Annotated in this window: 19 protein-coding genes and 1 tRNA gene; 9 read left to right on the top strand and 11 right to left on the bottom strand. The window is 57.1% G+C overall.

Features of this window, described 5'->3' with window-relative positions:
* Nucleotides 1-97 precede the first annotated feature (97 nt).
* Together ACHZCJ_RS13565 and ACHZCJ_RS13560 are read left to right on the top strand one after the other, a co-directional pair.
* Nucleotides 98-475, top strand: coding sequence for a response regulator (locus tag ACHZCJ_RS13565; RefSeq protein ID WP_159647528.1), 378 nt, complete (start codon nt 98-100; stop codon nt 473-475).
* 43 nt (nt 476-518) lie between these two features.
* Nucleotides 519-593: transfer RNA gene (locus ACHZCJ_RS13560), tRNA-Val, on the top strand.
* A gap of 13 nt (nt 594-606) precedes the next feature.
* On the opposite strand, the gene ACHZCJ_RS13555 is transcribed toward ACHZCJ_RS13560, so the two are convergent.
* The 4 genes from ACHZCJ_RS13555 to rpmF form a co-directional block, all read right to left on the bottom strand.
* Nucleotides 607-1,647: a helix-turn-helix transcriptional regulator gene (locus tag ACHZCJ_RS13555; RefSeq protein WP_321327042.1), complete on the bottom strand. Its 1,041-nt coding sequence runs from the start codon at nt 1,645-1,647 to the stop codon at nt 607-609.
* A 111-nt stretch (nt 1,648-1,758) separates the two neighbouring features.
* On the bottom strand, nt 1,759-2,727 hold the full coding sequence (locus ACHZCJ_RS13550; RefSeq protein ID WP_321327041.1) for a beta-ketoacyl-ACP synthase III: 969 nt from the start codon (nt 2,725-2,727) through the stop codon (nt 1,759-1,761).
* Entirely contained in the window at nt 2,724-3,767 is a 1,044-nt protein-coding gene (plsX, locus tag ACHZCJ_RS13545) for a phosphate acyltransferase PlsX (RefSeq protein ID WP_321327807.1), read from the bottom strand. Before plsX ends, ACHZCJ_RS13550 begins: the two co-directional genes overlap by 4 nt.
* Before the next feature lie 52 nt (nt 3,768-3,819).
* Nucleotides 3,820-3,999, bottom strand: a complete 180-nt coding sequence (gene rpmF / locus ACHZCJ_RS13540) for a 50S ribosomal protein L32 (RefSeq protein WP_082896673.1) — start codon at nt 3,997-3,999, stop codon at nt 3,820-3,822.
* Between the two features lie 212 nt (nt 4,000-4,211).
* Between rpmF and ACHZCJ_RS13535 the strand changes: the two genes are divergently transcribed.
* Together ACHZCJ_RS13535 and ACHZCJ_RS13530 are read left to right on the top strand one after the other, a co-directional pair.
* Nucleotides 4,212-4,607, top strand: a complete 396-nt coding sequence (locus ACHZCJ_RS13535) for an MAPEG family protein (protein WP_159647520.1) — start codon at nt 4,212-4,214, stop codon at nt 4,605-4,607.
* Between the two features lie 18 nt (nt 4,608-4,625).
* The gene (locus ACHZCJ_RS13530) at nt 4,626-5,444 is read left to right on the top strand and encodes a hypothetical protein (protein WP_321327040.1); all 819 of its coding nucleotides are present in this window, start codon (nt 4,626-4,628) and stop codon (nt 5,442-5,444) included.
* On the opposite strand, the gene ACHZCJ_RS13525 is transcribed toward ACHZCJ_RS13530, so the two are convergent.
* Together ACHZCJ_RS13525 and ACHZCJ_RS13520 are read right to left on the bottom strand one after the other, a co-directional pair.
* Entirely contained in the window at nt 5,441-6,103 is a 663-nt protein-coding gene (locus tag ACHZCJ_RS13525) for an MBL fold metallo-hydrolase (protein ID WP_159647516.1), read from the bottom strand. The genes ACHZCJ_RS13530 and ACHZCJ_RS13525 overlap by 4 nt on opposite strands.
* A 56-nt stretch (nt 6,104-6,159) precedes the next feature.
* Nucleotides 6,160-6,870, bottom strand: a complete 711-nt coding sequence (locus tag ACHZCJ_RS13520) for a helix-turn-helix transcriptional regulator (protein ID WP_394700126.1) — start codon at nt 6,868-6,870, stop codon at nt 6,160-6,162.
* A 38-nt stretch (nt 6,871-6,908) separates the two neighbouring features.
* Here ACHZCJ_RS13520 and ACHZCJ_RS13515 point away from each other — a divergent pair, with 38 nt between their 5' ends.
* Both ACHZCJ_RS13515 and ACHZCJ_RS13510 read left to right on the top strand, forming a co-directional pair.
* Entirely contained in the window at nt 6,909-7,142 is a 234-nt protein-coding gene (locus ACHZCJ_RS13515) for a hypothetical protein (RefSeq protein WP_321327039.1), read from the top strand.
* A complete protein-coding gene (locus tag ACHZCJ_RS13510) occupies nt 7,132-7,467 on the top strand; it encodes a hypothetical protein (RefSeq protein ID WP_321327038.1) in 336 nt (111 codons plus the stop codon). Before ACHZCJ_RS13515 ends, ACHZCJ_RS13510 begins: the two co-directional genes overlap by 11 nt.
* Before the next feature lie 6 nt (nt 7,468-7,473).
* On the opposite strand, the gene ACHZCJ_RS13505 is transcribed toward ACHZCJ_RS13510, so the two are convergent.
* Both ACHZCJ_RS13505 and ACHZCJ_RS13500 read right to left on the bottom strand, forming a co-directional pair.
* Entirely contained in the window at nt 7,474-8,463 is a 990-nt protein-coding gene (locus ACHZCJ_RS13505) for a hypothetical protein (protein ID WP_394700125.1), read from the bottom strand.
* 61 nt (nt 8,464-8,524) lie between these two features.
* Nucleotides 8,525-9,757, bottom strand: a complete 1,233-nt coding sequence (locus ACHZCJ_RS13500; protein WP_321327036.1) for a TIGR04063 family PEP-CTERM/XrtA system glycosyltransferase — start codon at nt 9,755-9,757, stop codon at nt 8,525-8,527.
* Between the two features lie 108 nt (nt 9,758-9,865).
* Between ACHZCJ_RS13500 and ACHZCJ_RS13495 the strand changes: the two genes are divergently transcribed.
* The 3 genes from ACHZCJ_RS13495 to dgcA are packed head-to-tail and all read left to right on the top strand — an operon-like array spanning nt 9,866 to nt 12,453.
* Nucleotides 9,866-10,033 (top strand): hypothetical protein, encoded by a 168-nt coding sequence (locus tag ACHZCJ_RS13495; protein ID WP_321327035.1) that lies wholly within the window; start codon nt 9,866-9,868, stop codon nt 10,031-10,033.
* On the top strand, nt 10,026-11,420 hold the full coding sequence (locus ACHZCJ_RS13490) for a putative O-glycosylation ligase, exosortase A system-associated (RefSeq protein WP_321327034.1): 1,395 nt from the start codon (nt 10,026-10,028) through the stop codon (nt 11,418-11,420). Before ACHZCJ_RS13495 ends, ACHZCJ_RS13490 begins: the two co-directional genes overlap by 8 nt.
* Before the next feature lie 55 nt (nt 11,421-11,475).
* Nucleotides 11,476-12,453 carry an N-acetyl-D-Glu racemase DgcA gene (gene dgcA, locus ACHZCJ_RS13485; RefSeq protein ID WP_321327033.1) on the top strand — a complete coding sequence of 326 codons (978 nt, stop codon included), beginning with the start codon at nt 11,476-11,478 and terminating at the stop codon, nt 12,451-12,453.
* Here the strand turns inward: dgcA and ACHZCJ_RS13480 are convergent.
* The 3 genes from ACHZCJ_RS13480 to ACHZCJ_RS13470 form a co-directional block, all read right to left on the bottom strand.
* Nucleotides 12,450-12,743, bottom strand: coding sequence for a putative quinol monooxygenase (locus ACHZCJ_RS13480; protein ID WP_159647505.1), 294 nt, complete (start codon nt 12,741-12,743; stop codon nt 12,450-12,452). The genes dgcA and ACHZCJ_RS13480 overlap by 4 nt on opposite strands.
* Before the next feature lie 62 nt (nt 12,744-12,805).
* Nucleotides 12,806-13,984 carry an acetyl-CoA C-acyltransferase gene (locus tag ACHZCJ_RS13475; protein WP_159647503.1) on the bottom strand — a complete coding sequence of 393 codons (1,179 nt, stop codon included), beginning with the start codon at nt 13,982-13,984 and terminating at the stop codon, nt 12,806-12,808.
* A gap of 110 nt (nt 13,985-14,094) precedes the next feature.
* On the bottom strand, nt 14,095-15,261 hold the full coding sequence (locus tag ACHZCJ_RS13470) for a mechanosensitive ion channel domain-containing protein (protein ID WP_321327032.1): 1,167 nt from the start codon (nt 15,259-15,261) through the stop codon (nt 14,095-14,097).
* Nucleotides 15,262-15,280: the final 19 nt, after the last annotated feature.

Below are 15,280 nucleotides of genomic sequence, written 5' to 3'. Positions count from 1 at the left end.
GCCTTTTTCGGAAAAAAATTAACCGATTTGCACTTATATACCGGCCTCGGCATATAGGCAGGCTTGAAATCAGGCATATTCGGGAAGGCGCGACAAAATGATTAGGATTCTCCTCGCGGAAGATGAACGGGCGATGCGTGAGCATCTTACACGGGCACTGGAGAAAGCCAACTATGAAGTTATCGCCGTAGACCGCGGGACGGCTGCGGTGCCACTGCTCGCCGAACAGGAATTTGATCTGCTATTGACCGATATCGTGATGCCGGAAATGGACGGAATCGAACTCGCCCAGCATTGCGCGTCTGTATGCCCGAAGACCCAGGTCATGTTTATCACCGGTTTTTCCGGCGTGACATTGCGCGCCGGGGAGTCTGTTCCGAAGGCCAAAATCCTGTCCAAACCCTTCCATTTGCGCGATCTGGTCATGGAGGTCGACCGGCTGTTTGAGCCAGACAGTATCAGCGACCTGAATTAAGCCTTGCGCCAGCCGGAACGGCTGGCTAGAGGGCCTCCAGTGTGGGCGTATAGCTCAGTGGTAGAGCACTTCGTTGACATCGAAGGGGTCGGGAGTTCAACTCTCTCTACGCCCACCATTTTCCACACAATTCAGGCAGCCAGAGCAATCGCGTTGCCGGTATCCTGGCTCGGCGGATGCCCGTACCAGCTGGTATAGGCGCGGGTGAAAGCGCTCAGTTCGCTATATCCCAACTTGGCAGATATTTCGGACAGATTCCGCGTGCCTTCGAGAAAATAGAGATGGCAAGTGTCCCGCCGCACCTGCTCCAGCAACTGGCGATAGGACATGCCCTCGGACACTAGTTTGCGGCGCAACGTGCGTTCGGCCATGCCGAAGGTCCGGGCTGCCGCATCGAGGCTGAGGCCGGATTTGTCGAGCAGATATAATAAATATTCATAGGTCAGCTTCGCGATATTTTGTCGTTCGAATCTGGCCCGGGCGAATGAGGTCTCCTGCTTCCGGACCGCCGTGATAATCGCCGGATTATGACGCTGGATCGGCATGGTCATCGCCATATGATGATATTCCAGATAGGTGGATGGCCGGTTGAAATGGCAAGGTATCGGATCCCGTCCGGAATCTGCGCTCGGGAAGCCTCGGAAGCCATCAGGCCGGCGGTGGGCAAAATGCGCCGCTTTCACGGTCTTGAAGCGCCCTGCGGCCAGCAATTCCCCGCATTGATGGACCAGAGAAAATAGGATGTGGACAAGATCCGGTTCGGTCGCCTCACCCGGGTTCCAGACCAGCCGGTCACCGGAGGAAAGCGACAGAATTTTTGCCACCGGCTCCTCGCCCCCCAGTCGCTGTTCAGCGACAAGGTCAAGCAGCGCTTCACCAAAACTGGGCTGGAAAAAGGCAGTAAACCCGCGATCGGAAAAGCCCTGCGGCACCATCTTGCCGCCAATCTCGGCGTGAATATCGGTACAGTTGAGTTCATCGCGCGCCGCCGCGCAAAGGCGGGCAATTGCAATGTCATCCAGTTGATAACCGGGGTCACGCAATGCCGCTTCGGAACAGTCCAGCGCCTTCAAAAGCTGTGGCTTTCGGGCCTGAAGGGCATGGCAGCTGAGATAGGCACGGTACAGAAACGGAGCCGCAATCTTCAGACCTGTGGATGCCGTATATTCCATGGCTCCAAGCTAGAAGCCGAAATGCATTTTACTCAACTGGCTTTCGACAAGGATGCAAAATCGGCGACGAATATGTCGATTATGGTTAATTCATGCCCCGCGGCAGCCCATTCAGTAGCGAATGACCGACGCTCCCCAGGTAAATCCACCACCCATTGCTTCCAGAACCAGCAGATCTCCGGCCTTGATTCGACCATCGCGTACAGCGGTATCCAGGGCCAGCGGCACCGATGCCGCCGAAGTATTGGCATGCAGATCGACCGTCTTGATCACCTTTTCCGGCGGGAGGCTGAGCTTCCGGGCCGTTGCATCCAAAATCCGGGCATTGGCCTGATGCGGCACAACCCAGTCGACATTGTCGACCGATTCACCGGATTCTTCCAGCACCTCTTTCAGGACGGAGGACAGGTTGACCACCGCGTGGCGAAACACTTCGGGGCCTTTCATGCGCAGCTTGCCGACAGTCCCGGTGGTACCGGCGCCGCCATCAACGTAAAGAAGCTGGTTGTGTGCGCCATCGGCGTGCAAACGGGTGGCAAGAACGCCTTTTTCACCCTGCTCCGCTGCCAACACAATCGCCCCGGCGCCATCGCCAAACAGGACACAGGTCCCGCGGTCTTCCCAGTCGAGGATCCGGCTGAAGGTTTCTGCGCCGATAACCAGCGCATTCTGCGCGCTGCCGGCCCGAATCATGCTGTCCGCAACAGACAGCGCATAAAGGAAACCGGAGCAGACCGCTGCGACATCAAAGGCAACGCAGCCGTTGCATCCCAGTGCATCCTGAACGATCGTGGCGGTTGCCGGAAATGTCTGGTCGGGGGTGGCGGTGGCAACGATGATCAGATCGATGTCCGCAGCGCCAAAGCCAGCCGCCTTCATCGCCTTGTCCGCAGCCTCTATCGCGAGCGTAGAGGTCGTCTCGTCATCTTCGGCAATATGCCGGAATTTTATGCCTGTCCGCTCGACAATCCACTCGTCCGTAGTGTCGACGCGCTTGGCCAGATCGGCATTGGAAACACGCGTGCGCGGCAGAGCCGACCCGGTTCCCTTGATAACAGACCGTCTAGCGGCATCGTTCATTTTGCTACCTCTGCTATCGGCGCTGCTTCGCTGATCTTGGTCAGATCCTCACTAATCCGCTCGAGAATACTGTCCTCGACCAGACGGGCAGCCACTTCGACCGCATTGGCAACCCCTTTGGCATCCGCGCTGCCGTGGCTTTTTACCACCACGCCATTCAGGCCAAGAAACACAGCACCGTTGTGATTATTGGGATCAAGATGCCCTCGCAACATTTCGGTTGCCGGACGGGATATCAGAAAGCCGATTTTCGATCGCAGGCTGCTCAGAAAACTCTGTTTCAGCAGATCGGTGACAAAGCGCGCTGTGCCCTCGAGGGCCTTGAGCGCGACATTGCCGGAAAAGCCATCGGTGACAATAACGTCGACTTCACCGGTGGAAATCTTGTCCGCCTCGGTGAAACCCAGAAAATCCATATGCAGGCTACCGGCGCCTTTCAGCGTCGCGGCGGCTTCCTGGATCGTGCCAGTGCCCTTGGCCTCTTCGGTGCCGATATTCAGCAATTTCACCTTGGGCCGGTCAAAACCGTGCATGATACGGCTATATGCGGCGCCCATAACGGCAAACTGAACGAGGTTCCGGCTATTGCATTCCGTGTTGGCGCCCAGATCGAGCATCACCACGTCCGTGTCTTTCATCGTCGGCAACAGCGCCGACAATGCCGGCCGGTCGATACCCGGCATGGTGCGCAACGCCAGCTTGGCGATAGCCATCAGGGCACCGGTATTGCCGGCGCTGACAGCGGCACTGACTTCGCCGTTTTTGACGGCATTGACTGCCATGCCCATGGATGTGGTCTTGGACCCGCGCAGCGCCTGCGCCGGTTTGTCGTCACCGGACACGATATCCGGCGCGTGCAGGATTTCCGAGTCCGCGCTCAGATTGGGATGATCCTTCAGCGCTTCGCGAATCTGCGTTTCATCACCAACGAAAAGAAACTGAAAGCCAGCATGACGGTGACGCGCAAGCGCGGCGCCTGCAACCATGACACGCGGGCCTTCATCTCCGCCCATCGCATCAATCGCGATTCGCGGCCTCATTCCCACCAGCTATTCCCCTTGATTGCGCGTCAGAAGCCGAGAGACTAGCCGATTAAAGATCGACGGCCAAGACTTCCCGGCCATTATAATGACCGCAGCTTCCGCACATATGGTGCGGACGCTTCAATTCACCGCAGTTCGGGCATTCCTGATAGGCTTCGACTTTCAAAGCATCATGTGACCGGCGCATACCGCGTTTGGAGGGCGTCGTTTTTCTTTTAGGTACAGCCATTGCTAAGCCTGTTCTTTAAAATTTAAAAATCCATAGCATGCTCAATTTGCTGATCGGCCAAGCCTGACAAACTGTCTCTGATATTGCAGAGAATCGCTTGGTCTTGGTTCAACAGATTGCACGCGAAATGGCGCGTATAATGATTTTCCTGTGCGTTGCAAGCATTGTGCTTCTATAGCAGCCCTATAATTTTCATATATCTGGGGGACAAGATGATTTTACCGATAACATTGACCGTGGCCGGCGCAGCAGCGCTGATCAACATCTGGCTCATGGTCCGAGTCGGCCAGGTCAGGGGTAGCGAAAAAGTCAGCGTCGGTGACGGCGGCAACGAAAAAGTCCTGCGCCGCATGCGCGCGCACAGCAACTATATCGAAAGCGCGCCGTTTGTCCTGTTGCTGGTCGCGGCTATCGAGTTAGCCAGCGCCACATCCCCGACATGGCTCTGGGTCGTAAGCGGCCTTTATCTGCTCGGTCGCGTCGCCCATGGCGTCGGCATGGACGATGGGAAATTTGGCAAGGGCCGGATGATCGGCACGGTTGTAACCATGCTGGTCCTGCTCGGGCTTGGTATATATGCGATCAGCATCCCCTATCTGTCGATTTAAGGAACTGGTTTCCGGCCATTGAGACTGTTCCGACCGAAAAGGCCGCTTGATACAGACGAGTGGTATTGGCAGCTTGCCAGTTTCAAATGGCTGATAACGGAGTTTGGCGGGATAGAGAAACATCCGGCCGACCGGCTGGTCCTGCCTAACGAAACCTTTTTTCCTGGAACGAGCGCAGACCCGTCCCGGAAAGCCCAGCAGATTTTTGAACAGGTCAAACTTTTGGCTGGCATGGGCGACTGGCCGACAAAGCTGGTGCAAGGCGATCAGACGCGCGAGATGGCTTTGGAGTCAGGCCAAATGCTCACACACGACAGCCATGCACCGGCGGGGGAATATCGGCTTCTGAAAGCAGCCGACGGTCAATATCATGCACAGATCAGCTATAACCCCAGCCAGCTCGGCGATCCAGCCAAACTGATCGCGACCTTTGCCCATGAGCTGTCCCATTATCTTATGAGCACGGCGAAAACAGCGCCATCGGGTGGCTGGGAAGTGCATGAACTGACAACCGATCTCTGTTCGGTCTATCTGGGTTTCGGAATTTTCATGGCTACCAGCGCTTGGAATTTCGCAGGCAGCAACGAAGGCTGGCAATATGAGCGGCAGGGCTATCTGAACGAACGGATGCTGATCACCGCAATGGTTATCTGGGAAACTCTGGCGAAGCGAAATCCTCTCGAGGCACTACCCTATCTGAAGCCCCATCTCGCCAACGACACACGGATGGCCAACAGATTCGTTCAGAAACGCGATCTGCTCGATGAAGTCATGGCCACCGACCTGTCACTCTTCGCCGGCGGCGAAACAACAGCCGAGGATAGCGGCGCTGTCTAGCGCGCCGCCAGCACATCGTCTGCGACAAACGCATTGGTCTTGCGTTCATAGCCGAACTGGCTGGTCGGGCCGTGGCCGGGGATGAAAGTCACATCGTCGCCGAGCGGCCAGAGCTTCTGGGTGATGGCGTTGATCAGATCCTGATGATTGCCGCGCGGGAAATCGGTTCGGCCGATTGACCCCTGGAATATAACATCGCCGACCACCGCCAGCCGCGATGGCTGATGATAGAAAATTACATGACCCGGCGTATGACCCGGGCAGTGGATTACATCGAGCGTCAGATCGCCGACGGTGACCTGGTCGCCGTCCTCCAGCCAGCGATCGGGAACGAAGCTCCTCGCTTCCATGCCATAGCGGGCGCCATCGCCGTCGAGCTGGTCAATCCAGAAGAGATCATCCTTGTGCGGCCCTTCGATTGGTATCCCCAGTTCTTCCGCCAGCATCCCCGCCTGGCCGCAATGATCAAGATGGCCATGGGTAATGATGATCTTCTCCAGATCGACACCATGCTCTTCGACCGCCGCTTTCAGGCGATTTAGATCGCCGCCCGGATCGCTCAGAGCGGCCTTGTTGGTCTTGGTGCACCAGAGGAGTGTGCAATTCTGCTGGAGCGGCGTGACCGGAATAACCACGGCCTTTAAAGGTGCATCTGTCATGAAAGACTATTTGGCTGTGCAATACGCAAGTTGCAAGGTCCCAAAATGGAGAGTCGTTACAGCTGCCGTCCGGTCCAGACGACCCGGCCGATGATGTTTACGCTTTCCGCACTGACATCCTCCCAATCCGGATATTGCGGATTATCGCTGCGGATCGAAAGCTTTCCCGACGGCCCCATCGCAATCCGTTTGACCAGCAGCACGTCATCCATGCGCAGCACATAGATGCCGTCGCGCAAGGGCCGAGACGCAGCGCTGTGATCCACCATGATGTCGTCGCCATCGCCGAGAGTCGGAACCATCGAATCACCGTCGACCGCAATCAACGACAAATGGGCAGGATCAGCGCTCAGCCGCCGGAGCCATTTGCGTCCAAAACCCATGGATTCCGCATATTCGTCATCCGCCAGCGCACCTGATCCAGCCGATGCACCCACCTGCAATTGTCTGATACGCAACAACCCATCCGGAGTAACCGGGGCAGACCGGTGCGATTCGCGCTGAGCGGGAGCGCCGAGCAGCCGTTCCTCGACATCATAAAATTCGGCCAGTCTGCGGCGGTCTTCCTCGTCCAGTTTTTTAGGGACACCGCGGCGGATATATTGCTGGATATAGGCGGCGTTCTTGCCGAGCATCTTCGAGATCGCGGCAAAGCCATGCCCGTTCTTGCGGATCAGATGTTCGAGATGGGCACGGGGATCATCGGACATAGCCACCACAACATAATGGCACTGGCCGAAATTGGCAATAGGATTTTTCCTAGACATGTAGGAAATCGCATTTCAAATAGGATTTTCCCTATTTAATGAGTCGCCCGATCGAGCGACTGGCGGCGAGAAGGAGAATAACGGTGCCATTATTGCGAAAAATCGAGATATTTCTGCGCGAAACCGACATGTCGTGGACCAAATTCGGCCGGCTTTCGGTTCGAGATCCCCGTTTTGTCCAGGATTTGCGCAACGGGCGCCAGCCCGGTCGGGACATTTCGGAGCGGGCGGAAGATTTCATGCAGATGTGGCGGACAGAACATGCCGGCTGAGCGAGCGCAAGGGAAAGCCTGTCCGCGCGATCCCGGCTCGTTGCTGATCCGGCAGATGGCAACGCTGGCAGGCAGTCACCTGCGGGTCACATTAAAGCGCGAACGCGCGTGGGCGAGCATAACCTTCGCCGGAACCCGATACACCGTCCGGGTTGACCGGAAGGATATATCCCGTCCGGAGACGTTGCGGGAACTGGCCGACATCCTTCCGAGCCATGAATTTGCAATTCCCGGTCATTTTGTCGCGGATATGCTGGTCACGCAACAGTCGGAGCAGCAATTGCGGGTGGACGCCATGCTAATCGTCGATCCGGTCGAGACCTGAATAGGATCAGCGATGAGCCGTCATTTTCTCCAAAGTGCCAAGCGCCGCCTTCAAAGCCGCATCCATGTCGGCCTGCCGTCTCGATTCGGTGTCAATGTCAGCCGTTTCGACCGCCTCGACCGACCGCAGAGGTGGAATTGCAACCGGAGCGGGCTCATTGGCCGCCTCTACCGTCGTAGCCTTCTCACTTGGACTGGGTGCGGATTGTGCAGGCACCGCAGGCGGCGCGATTGACTCGCACCTTTCCAGAACTTCGAGACGCCGAAGTCCGGCTTCCAGGCGGTCGGCAAGCTGCGCCAGAGACAGGGTGGAAAGATTTTCGCGCTCGGCGCTCGATGTTTTGAGCGGAGCGGCATCTTCAATACGGTCAGACGCTTGTTTTTCTCCGGCTTCCGGAGCCGTGACTTTTTTGGCTGCAGGCTCGGCCATCGCGACCGGTGACTCCGCCTGCATCACTGGCTCAGCGCGCTTTTGCTCAGGCTCGGCCGGATCAAACCGCTTGATCGATTCGGCCAGTGGCGTGCCCAGATCGGATGCAGCAAAAATCGGCTGGCGCACCGGAGCATCGGGATGCCGGTCGGCGGCCCGGACATCCGGCAGGTCCTTCAGTTCGGTCACCTGGCCCGGAGCTTTTTTGGGCTTTTTCAGAAATTTGGTCAATGATTTGGCCGAAAGGTTCAGCTTGGGCATCGAAAATCGTGATTTTCCGTCCCGTTCCTCGGCCACCGGCTCCGTCGTCAGATTTTTGCGTAGTGCCAAGCTCATATCGGAGCCTCCTTCATGTGAGTTCGTCTTGTGATTTAAAAAAAGATACAATGCGGAAGCGGAAACCATACCAGCGGCGATCGCGATCAGGCCGCGCGCGGTATTCCCGAGCGGCGGTGCCGCAGCAGGGACGATTTCCGACAGTCCGGTCATGCCGACAATATTTTCAAGATAGACATGCGGCAGGGTTGCTATCACCAGTGCTGCGGCAATACCGCCTGCGACCGCCATTGCGGGCTGCTTGAACCGAATAAAGTCCTGCTGTATCTGCTCCACGTCATTCTCCACCATCTCAGGCCGCGCGCTCGAACGATTTGCGCTCTATCAACCCTTGGTAAACAGGGGTGTAACGCAAAATGTTTGACGACCAGTTACGATCCGCCTCGACAAATTTCTTTGCGGCTTCAATGACTTGCGCCCAGGAAGTGCTGTTATCGAGCAAAGCGCCCAGTTTTTCGGCGATTTTTTCCGGATCGCCCGCAGGGAAAAGCGTACCGGTAACGCCATCTTTAATCAGTTCCTGGTGGCCACCGACATCCGATGCCGCTACCAGCCGTCCCTGCGCCATAGCCTCAAGCGGTTTGAGCGGTGTTACCAGTTCGGTCAGCCGCATCGCCTTGCGCGGGTAGACCATGATATCCATCAGGCCATAGAAGCGCTCCACCTGTTCATGGGGCACCCTGCCGGTGAAGGTTACGGCTGATTGTATCCCCAGATGATCGACCTGCGATTTGAGCGCTTCTTCCATCGGACCGCCACCGACAAGCAGCAGGTGCACGTCCGGATGGGAGGCCTGAAGAATTGGCAGAGCCGCGACCAGATCGTCGAGCCCCTCATAATCATAGAAACTGCCGATAAAACCCAGCACCGGCTTACCGGCAAGGCCCATTTCCTTCCGCAGCGATTCGTCGCGTGCCGGCGGCTCGCCGAACAGGTCCAGATCAACGCCATTCGGGGATACGGTGATCTTTTCAGGCCTTACCCCGCGTCCGATCAAGTCGGATCGCAGACCTTCACAGATCACCGCAACCGCATCAGCGCCATTGACCACATGGTTTTCCAGTTGCCGGGTCAGCCAGTAGCGCGGGCTGTTTTCGCGGCCGGTGCCATTGCCGACTGCGGCATCCTCCCAGAAAGCACGAATTTCATATACCAGCGGCAACCCCGTCTTCTCGGCGGCCCGTAAAGCGGCCAGCCCGTTGAGGGCGGGAGAATGGGCATGGAGAACATCCGGTTGCCATTCCCGGACCGCCTGTTCGATCCGCTCTGCCAGAACCGCAACTTCACGCCATTCCCGCAAGGGGGAAGGACCCTGAACCTGAGCCAATGTCCGGAAAAACTGCAGTCCGTCAAATTCTTCCAGCAACTGCTCCGCTACATAGCCATGCTGGTTCTGCCGGACACCGGTTACACCGGCCACGGTCAGGCCGCTGGCAATCTGTGCCTTCATGATCGCCCGCGTGCGAAAACAATAGCCGCTGTGCAGCGGCAGGCTGTGGTCCAAAATATGTAATATTCGCGTCATGGCCTCGAGCCCTGCCAAAAAAGGATTAACGTCCCGTCAACCCAATGCCTGTATCGCGCAAGCCTAGAAGGGCGTGTTTTCACCGCTCAGGCCAGGATGAAGAGTGAAATGGTAGACAATCTTTCTATCGCTTTGACGCATGGACTGTTGCTCATTGCCGCCTGGCGCCTGATGCACCGGGACGATCTCGACGTCGAACCGCCGCCGGAACGCGACAAGGAACCCGTCGGTTTTGCGAAGCAGTTAAGACCGAACGGATCGCAGCCCGATGCGTGATCTGTTTTTCGTCGGATATATTGTGGCGCTGCTCTTCATTGCCTTCAAGCGCCCGTTCCTGTTCACCCTGATTTACGCCTATGTCGATATCGTGGCTCCGCAGCGGCTGAGCTATTTCATGCTCAACTCCGTGCCCCTTTCGCTGATCCTCTTTGCCCTTGCGCTGTTCGGCTATATGTTCGCAGACAGCAAGCAGGACAGTCGATTTTCCGTCCGGCAGGCGATGATGATCCTGCTGCTGGCCTATTGCGGCTATACCACGGTGCAGGCCGAAGTCCCCGAGGCCGCTCTGGAAAAATGGGACTGGGTGTGGAAGGCGCTGGTCTTCGCGATCTTCCTGCCGCTCACCCTCAAGACCCGGTTGCGTCTGGAAGCACTGGCCCTGTTCATGGTATTATGCGCCGGAACCCTGATCATTACCGGAGGGATAAAAACATTGCTGTCCGGCGGCGGCTACGGCGTGCTCGTTCTGCTGGTCGATAACAACAGCGGCCTTTACGAAGGGTCGATTATCTCGACAGTAGCCATTTGCATCATCCCGCTGATTCTCTGGCTCGCTCATTACGGCACGATTTTCCCGCCCGACTGGCGGGTGAAGCTATTTGCCTATGCGCTGGTCTTTGCCGCGCTTCTCATTCCTATCGGGACACAGGCCCGGACGGGGCTGGTGTGCATCGGAGTGCTCGCCGTACTACAGCTGCGCTTCGTCCGCTACAGGCTGCTCTACGCCGGCCTGGCGACGGCTATTGGCCTCATGTCGATTCCGTTTCTTCCGCAAAGTTTCACGGAGCGGATGGCGACCATAGAAAATTACGAAGCCGACCAGTCTGCCTCCACTCGCCTCGCGGTCTGGCGATGGACCCTCGATTATGTCAAACAGCACCCCTTCGGTGGCGGTTTCGACGTCTACCGGATCAACAAACTGACCTACGAATTATCGGAAGTGGACGTCGAGCAATATGAGCAGTGGGACATCGATCCGGACGATGTCGAAGCCAGACTGGTCGAGGACGAAGCCCGCGCCTTTCACAGCAGTTATTTCGAGATGCTGGGCGAACAGGGCTATCCGGGCCTGATCCTGTGGCTGGTCATCCATGTTGGCGGTTTGTGGCGCATGGAAATATTGCGTCGGAAATTTACGCGATCGAAAAAAGAAGGCGAGCAATGGGTCGCTCCCCTCGCCACCGCATTGCAGCACGGCCATATAATCTACCTCGTGGGTGCATTGTTTGTCGGCATCGCCTATCAGCCCTTTGTCTATATGCTGGTAGCACTGCAAATCGGTCTCGACACTTATATGACACGCCGGTCGAATGAAGCGAAATGGCTACCGGTCGCAAAACGCGTGAACGGCAATGTCCGGCCCAAGATTCTGCCAAACCCTTAAGACAACCTACAAAATGAGTGACCCCACCCGAGCCGCGCAATAGAAGCAGCAAATGATGATACACGCATCCGTTTCCATAGAAACCTGGCCGGTCGCTGGTGCCTTCGTCATCAGCCGGGGTGCAAAGACCCATGTTGACGTCGTGCACTGCGAACTGTCGGATGGTCGGTTCACCGGCAGATCCGAAGCAACTCCGATCTATTATGAAGGCGAAAGCGCCGACAAATGTGCAGCTAAAATTTCACAATTTGTCTTAGAGCATCCGAATCTCGATCGGGCAGTCCTGCTACAGAATATGGCTCGCGGTGCCGCCCGCAATGCCATCGATTGCGCGCTCTGGGACCTGGAATGCCGGCAAACGGACAAGCCCCTCTGGCAGCTCGCTGGCTTGCCTAAACCGGCTCCGCTGACCACCGCCTTCACGATTTCGCTTGGCGAACCGGCCATCATGGAAGCAGAGGCCCGGAAAGCCGCCGCAAAGGGTCATGGGCTGCTGAAACTGAAATTGTCCGGTCGGGACGACCATGCGCGCGTTGCCGCCGTCCACCGCGGAGCACCCGCGGCCCGTTTGATCGTGGATGCCAATGAAAGCTGGAACGATCTCGACATTGCAGCCGAAGCCGCACGGCTGGCGCAATATGCCGTAGAATTGATCGAACAGCCGGTCAGTGCCGGACGGGATCATTTGCTCGGCGGGATACGGTCACCCGTCCCGCTTTGCGCCGACGAAAGCTGCCATAGCAGCGCCGACATAGAACGGATTGCTCCCTTTTATGATGCGGTGAACATCAAGCTCGACAAGGCGGGCGGATTGACCGAAGCGATGGCGATCGCCCATGCGGCGCAGGCGACGGGCCTGAAAATCATGGTCGGCTGCATGCTGTCCACATCACTGGGGATAAGACCAGCCTTCGCGCTGGCACAGCTTGCGCACTGGGTCGATCTCGATGGCCCGCTACTGCTCGCCAGGGACCGGCCCGGTGGATTTCGCTTCGACAACGGGATCATATCTCCCGCCGGCTGGACGGGCTAGATAGCGTCGAGCTGTTCGATCACCGGAGCAGCCGCCATGCACGGCGCAAGCTTGGGACCACTAGCGCGGAAATGGTCCGATTTTCCGTGCGCATCGAGAGCGGCCTGATCAACATAGCGCTCAAGCACTTTATATTGCTGCGGGTTTTCCTTGCTCTGGAAGACCGAATAGAATTCATTGCCCGGCTCGTTGGCGCGAACTGCCGCCATGAGTTCGGAAAAAGCGGCTTCGAAATCGGCATTCTTGCCCTCGGCCACGGTCAATGTCGCGATAATGCCTACTGCTGCCATGATAGTCTCTCCCTGATAAGAATGGGCCGGCGATTTCCCGCCGGCCCGTTGTGTTCTGATTTCTAGAAAATTTCGAAAAGGCCGGCTGCGCCCTGTCCGCCGCCGATGCACATGGTTACCACGGCATATTTCGCGCCGCGACGCTTGCCTTCGATCAAAGCGTGACCGGTACAACGCGCGCCGGTCATGCCATAGGGGTGGCCGATCGAGATCGAGCCGCCATTGACGTTGAGAAGTTCGTCGGGAATGCCGAGCTTCTGCTGGCAATAAAGCACTTGCACAGCAAAGGCTTCATTGAGTTCCCAGAGGCCGATATCGTCCATTTTCAGACCAAAGCGTTCGAGCAATTTGGGAATTGCGAACACCGGACCGATGCCCATTTCATCAGGCTTGGTACCGGCAACCGCCATGCCGACATAGCGGCCCAGCGGATTGAGACCGGCTTTTTCGGCTGCCTTTGCTTCCATAACAACGCTGGCTGCCGAGCCGTCGGAAAGCTGCGAAGCGTTGCCGGCGGTGACGATCTTGTCCGGTCCGAGAACGGGCTGCAGCTTCTGCAGACCTTCGAGCGTGGTTGACGGACGATTGCCTTCATCCTTGTTGATCGTGACCTCGACATGGGAAATCTCTTTGGTTTCCTTGTCCTGGACACCCATTGTGGTGGTCACTTCGATGATTTCGTCGTCGAAACGACCGGCTTCCTGAGCCGCTGCGGTGCGCATCTGCGACTGCAGGGCATATTCATCGCAGGCTTCGCGACTGATACCATAGCGCTCGCCAACCACTTCAGCCGTCTGCAGCATCGGCATATAGATATCATCATGCATCTTCAGCAATTCGCGATCTGGCTGAACTCGCATTTCCGGGGTCTGGACGGTCGAGATAGAATCCTGTCCGCCGCCGACAACGATGTCCATCATATCCAGCGTTACCTGTTTGGATGCAGTGGCAATCGCCATCAGACCGGATGAACATTGCCGGTCGATCGTCATGCCGGGCACTTCGATCGGGAAACCGGCGCGCAGGGCAACCTGACGGGCCAGATTGCCGCCCTGCGAACCTTGTTGCAACGCGCTGCCCCAGACGACATCGTCGATAGTCGCGGGGTCAATGCCTGCTCTTTCGACGGCGGCCTTGGCAGAATAATGGCCGAGGGTGGCGCCTGTGGTGGTGTTGAAAGCGCCTTTATAAGCGCGCCCGATAGGGGTACGGGCGGTGGAAACGATGACTGCGTCACGCATTTGGCAATTCCTTTATAGTTTAGATCGGAGTCGAATTTTGAGCGCATTGTCCCCGTTAATCGGCCAATTAACAAGGGATTTCTTCAGCCCGGCGCTGCCGTTACGGAACGCTAGTCGTTGGTGACCGTCACGGGGAAGCCCCCCTCGGGGTAGGGCAGAATCATCTCTCCATCGGGCGCAGCGGTAAAGGTGGTTTGTGTTGGATAGGCAAATTCAAGCCCCTCTTCGTTGAAGCGTTGCAGGATGGCCAGGCCAATGCGATGCCGTCCTTCAAATACCACTTCATATTCGCTGCTCATAATATCGAAATCGAGCTGGAAATCGATCGAGCTGTCGCCAAATCCGATGAAACCCGAGCGGATGAAATTCGCATCGTGGGCTTCGACAATTTCTTTCAACAAACCGGGAATACGACGGGCGTCGTCGGGCTTCGTCTGGTAAATGACCCCGATGCCGAACCGGGTGCGCCGCCGTGCCAGACGGGTCAGATTGGTTATTTCCATGTCGAGAAGATTGGTGTTCGATATAATCACCTCTTCCCCCATGATCGAGCGCAAGCGCGTGCTTTTCAGACCGATTTTTTCGATCGTTCCCGTCGTCGTGCCATAGGTGATCGTATCACCGGCGCGGAACGGCTTGTCGAAGATGATCGACAGCGCGGCGAAGAGATCGGAGAAAATCCCCTGCGCCGCAAGACCGATGGCGATACCGCCGACCCCGAGACCGGCAATCAGGCCTGTGACATTGATCCCGAGATTGTCGAGGATCATGATCGCTGCGATCGCAAACAGCACGAACGTCACCAATATGCGGATCAGGGTCATGGCGCTGTGCAGCGTCTCGTGCTGGTCAGGATCCTGCGAGGTCCGGCGGATGATCAGGCCCAGGATGATTTCACGGAGCCAGATTGCTGCCTGGATCACTATGGCAATGGTGAATAGCCCCTGCACGATGCGGTCGACGCTGGTCGGTGCATTGGCAAAGCTGACAACGAGCTGGGCGGAAACCATCAGCATGAATATCTTGCTGGTCCGGGCGATCGCCTTGACGATGATGGTGCGATATCCGGTCAGGCCGTCATTGTTACGCACGTAACGGGCGGCGAAACGCTTGATCGCCCCGAGCAGAAAGAAAATCGCGGTGCCTATGGCAAGCGCGATGATAAGTTCCACATAATTGTCGGCCAGCCAGTTGGAAGAATCGGTGATCAAGCGTTGAAAAGCAGCCCCGATATGCGGGACGGTCGGGAGTAGAGCGGGTTCTGTTGTAATGGCCATAATCTTTCAGCTAGGAAGA

The sequence above is a fragment of the uncultured Parasphingorhabdus sp. genome (assembly GCF_963677535.2).
In the GTDB taxonomy this organism is placed as follows: Bacteria; Pseudomonadota; Alphaproteobacteria; order Sphingomonadales; family Sphingomonadaceae; genus Parasphingorhabdus.
The sequence above is the reverse complement of the archived record's forward strand: the minus strand, read 5'-3'. Positions and strand labels throughout refer to the sequence as shown.

What these genes read in the sequence shown, in the direction of transcription:
- ACHZCJ_RS13495 (WP_321327035.1), top strand. Translation starts at nt 9,866, where the DNA reads ATGGTAGACAATCTTTCTATCGCTTTGACGCATGGACTGTTGCTCATT.
- ACHZCJ_RS13520 (WP_394700126.1), bottom strand. Translation starts at nt 6,870, where the DNA reads ATGTCTAGGAAAAATCCTATTGCCAATTTCGGCCAGTGCCATTATGTT.
- rpmF (WP_082896673.1), bottom strand. Translation starts at nt 3,999, where the DNA reads ATGGCTGTACCTAAAAGAAAAACGACGCCCTCCAAACGCGGTATGCGC.
- plsX (WP_321327807.1), bottom strand. Translation starts at nt 3,767, where the DNA reads ATGAGGCCGCGAATCGCGATTGATGCGATGGGCGGAGATGAAGGCCCG.
- ACHZCJ_RS13480 (WP_159647505.1), bottom strand. Translation starts at nt 12,743, where the DNA reads ATGGCAGCAGTAGGCATTATCGCGACATTGACCGTGGCCGAGGGCAAG.
- ACHZCJ_RS13490 (WP_321327034.1), top strand. Translation starts at nt 10,026, where the DNA reads ATGCGTGATCTGTTTTTCGTCGGATATATTGTGGCGCTGCTCTTCATT.
- ACHZCJ_RS13470 (WP_321327032.1), bottom strand. Translation starts at nt 15,261, where the DNA reads ATGGCCATTACAACAGAACCCGCTCTACTCCCGACCGTCCCGCATATC.
- ACHZCJ_RS13550 (WP_321327041.1), bottom strand. Translation starts at nt 2,727, where the DNA reads ATGAACGATGCCGCTAGACGGTCTGTTATCAAGGGAACCGGGTCGGCT.
- ACHZCJ_RS13555 (WP_321327042.1), bottom strand. Translation starts at nt 1,647, where the DNA reads ATGGAATATACGGCATCCACAGGTCTGAAGATTGCGGCTCCGTTTCTG.
- ACHZCJ_RS13475 (WP_159647503.1), bottom strand. Translation starts at nt 13,984, where the DNA reads ATGCGTGACGCAGTCATCGTTTCCACCGCCCGTACCCCTATCGGGCGC.
- ACHZCJ_RS13515 (WP_321327039.1), top strand. Translation starts at nt 6,909, where the DNA reads ATGAGTCGCCCGATCGAGCGACTGGCGGCGAGAAGGAGAATAACGGTG.
- ACHZCJ_RS13505 (WP_394700125.1), bottom strand. Translation starts at nt 8,463, where the DNA reads ATGGCGGTCGCAGGCGGTATTGCCGCAGCACTGGTGATAGCAACCCTG.
- ACHZCJ_RS13565 (WP_159647528.1), top strand. Translation starts at nt 98, where the DNA reads ATGATTAGGATTCTCCTCGCGGAAGATGAACGGGCGATGCGTGAGCAT.
- ACHZCJ_RS13500 (WP_321327036.1), bottom strand. Translation starts at nt 9,757, where the DNA reads ATGACGCGAATATTACATATTTTGGACCACAGCCTGCCGCTGCACAGC.
- ACHZCJ_RS13510 (WP_321327038.1), top strand. Translation starts at nt 7,132, where the DNA reads ATGCCGGCTGAGCGAGCGCAAGGGAAAGCCTGTCCGCGCGATCCCGGC.
- dgcA (WP_321327033.1), top strand. Translation starts at nt 11,476, where the DNA reads ATGATACACGCATCCGTTTCCATAGAAACCTGGCCGGTCGCTGGTGCC.
- ACHZCJ_RS13525 (WP_159647516.1), bottom strand. Translation starts at nt 6,103, where the DNA reads ATGACAGATGCACCTTTAAAGGCCGTGGTTATTCCGGTCACGCCGCTC.
- ACHZCJ_RS13535 (WP_159647520.1), top strand. Translation starts at nt 4,212, where the DNA reads ATGATTTTACCGATAACATTGACCGTGGCCGGCGCAGCAGCGCTGATC.